4 protein-coding genes and 1 pseudogene are annotated in these 2209 nt (G+C 45.0%); all 5 read left to right on the plus strand.

Features of this window, described 5'->3' with window-relative positions:
• Positions 1–329: 329 nt before the first annotated feature.
• Positions 330–539, plus strand: a pseudogene (locus PE36_RS24235) (50S ribosomal protein L5); the annotation flags it as partial.
• A 9-nt stretch (positions 540–548) separates the two neighbouring features.
• Entirely contained in the window at positions 549–854 is a 306-nt protein-coding gene (gene rpsN / locus PE36_RS23430; protein ID WP_006034608.1) for a 30S ribosomal protein S14, read from the plus strand.
• 26 nt (positions 855–880) lie between these two features.
• Complete coding sequence (rpsH, locus tag PE36_RS23435; RefSeq protein WP_006034609.1) at positions 881–1273, plus strand: 30S ribosomal protein S8; 393 nt, start codon at positions 881–883, stop codon at positions 1271–1273.
• Positions 1274–1284: 11 nt separating this feature from the next.
• A complete protein-coding gene (gene rplF / locus PE36_RS23440) occupies positions 1285–1818 on the plus strand; it encodes a 50S ribosomal protein L6 (protein WP_006034610.1) in 534 nt (177 codons plus the stop codon).
• A gap of 9 nt (positions 1819–1827) precedes the next feature.
• Entirely contained in the window at positions 1828–2178 is a 351-nt protein-coding gene (gene rplR, locus PE36_RS23445) for a 50S ribosomal protein L18 (protein WP_006034611.1), read from the plus strand.
• The last annotated feature ends 31 nt before the right edge of the window (positions 2179–2209 follow it).

The following is a 2209-nucleotide window of genomic DNA, read 5'->3' on the forward strand; positions in this document are numbered from 1 at the left end:
TCACAGCTTGTCTGTAAGCGGATGCCGGGAGCAGACAAGCCCGTCAGGGCGCGTCAGCGGGTGTTGGCGGGTGTCGGGGCTGGCTTAACTATGCGGCATCAGAGCAGATTGTACTGAGAGTGCACCATATGCGGTGTGAAATACCGCACAGATGCGTAAGGAGAAAATACCGCATCAGGCGCCATTCGCCATTCAGGCTGCGCAACTGTTGGGAAGGGCGATCGGTGCGGGCCTCTTCGCTATTACGCCAGAATTCGAGCTCGGTACCCCTGAGTCTAGGTCGGACTAGACCTTGTAAAACGACGGCCAGTCCAGTGTGCTGGAAAGGTATCCGCGATTTCCGTGGCCTGAACCCTAAATCGTTCGATGGTCGTGGTAACTATAGTATGGGTGTTCGCGAGCAAATCATCTTCCCAGAAATCGATTACGATAAAATCGATAAAATTCGTGGTATGGATATAACTATCACTACTACTGCGAAATCTGATGAAGAAGGTCACGCTCTGCTGGCTGCCTTTAATTTCCCATTCCGTAAGTAAGGTAGGGTCATGGCTAAGCAATCAATGAAAGCGCGCGACGTAAAACGCGCGAAGCTAGTAAAAAAATACGCTGAGAAACGTGCTGAAATTAAAGCAATCATCTCTGGTGTAAATACTTCAGACGAAGATCGTTGGGATGCAGTTCTTAAATTGCAATCGTTACCTCGTGATTCTAGTGCATGTCGTCAGCGTAACCGCTGTAACATCACTGGCCGCCCTCATGGCTACCTACGTAAATTCGGCTTAAGCCGTATTAAACTACGTGAGCACATGATGCGTGGTGAAGTTCCAGGTCTTAAAAAGGCTAGTTGGTAAATCACTAATTTCGGGAGTATACGAAAATGAGCATGCAAGATCCTATTGCGGATATGCTAACACGCATCCGTAACGGTCAGTCAGCCTCTAAGGTTGCAGTTAAAATGCCTTGTTCTAAGCAAAAAGTTGCACTAGCAGCTGTGCTTAAAGAAGAAGGTTACATTAATAGTTACGCTGTTTCAGGTGAAGTGAAAGCTGAACTTGAAGTGACTTTGAAGTATTTCGAAGGCAAAAACGTAATTGAAAAAATTGAGCGCGTTAGTCGCCCAGGTCTACGCATCTACAAAGGAAGTAATGATCTTCCTAAAGTGATGGGTGGCTTAGGTGTTGCTATCGTTTCTACTTCTAAAGGCATGATGTCTGACCGTGCAGCTCGCAAAGCTGGCATCGGTGGCGAGATCATCTGCTACGTTTCTTAAGGGGTTTATATATGTCTCGTGTTGCTAAAGCACCTGTAGCCATCCCTGCAGGCGTAGAGATCTCTCTAAATGGTCAGGAAATCACTGTTAAAGGCGCTAAAGGCACTTTAATTTCTGTTATTAACTCATCTGTTGTTCTTGCAATAGCTGATGAAAAAGTATCTTTTGGTCCTGTTGAAGGCGTAAAAGATGCTTGGGCTCAAGCTGGTACAGCTCGTGCAAACGTTAATAACATGGTTAAAGGTGTAGCTGAAGGTTTTACTAAAACTCTTCAACTAAATGGTGTTGGTTACCGTGCAAATGTTAAAGGTTCTGTTGTGAATCTAACATTAGGTTTCTCACATCCTGTAGCTTATAACCTTCCAGAAGGTATAACTGCAGTTTGCCCAAGCCAAACTGAAATTGTTATTACTGGCGCTGACAAACAAAATGTTGGTCAAGTTGCAGCAGATATCAGAGCTTTCCGTCCGCCTGAACCTTATAAAGGTAAAGGTGTTCGTTATTCTGATGAAGTTGTGCGTCGTAAAGAAGCCAAGAAAAAGTAGGGTAATACTATGGATAAGAAATCTGCACGTCTTCGTCGCGCAACTCGCGCACGTAAGAAAATGCAAGAATTGGGTGCTACACGTTTAGTGATTAACCGCACTCCAAACCATACTTATGCACAGGTTATTACACCGAATGCGGAAGTATTGGTTTCTGCTACAACGACAGAAAAAGCAGTTCGTGAAATGATCAGCTATGGCGGTAACGTTGAAGCAGCTAAAGTAATCGGTAAATTGGTTGCTGAGCGAGCTATCGAAAAAGGCGTTACTAAAATTGCTTTCGATCGTTCAGGTTTCCAATATCACGGTCGTGTTGCAGCATTAGCTGATGCCGCTCGTGAAGCTGGCCTTCAGTTCTAGTCAGGAGTAGGAAATGTCTAAAGTTGAAAAC

Origin of the sequence: Moritella sp. PE36, assembly GCF_000170855.1 — a bacterium.
Lineage (GTDB): Bacteria > Pseudomonadota > Gammaproteobacteria > Enterobacterales > Moritellaceae > Moritella.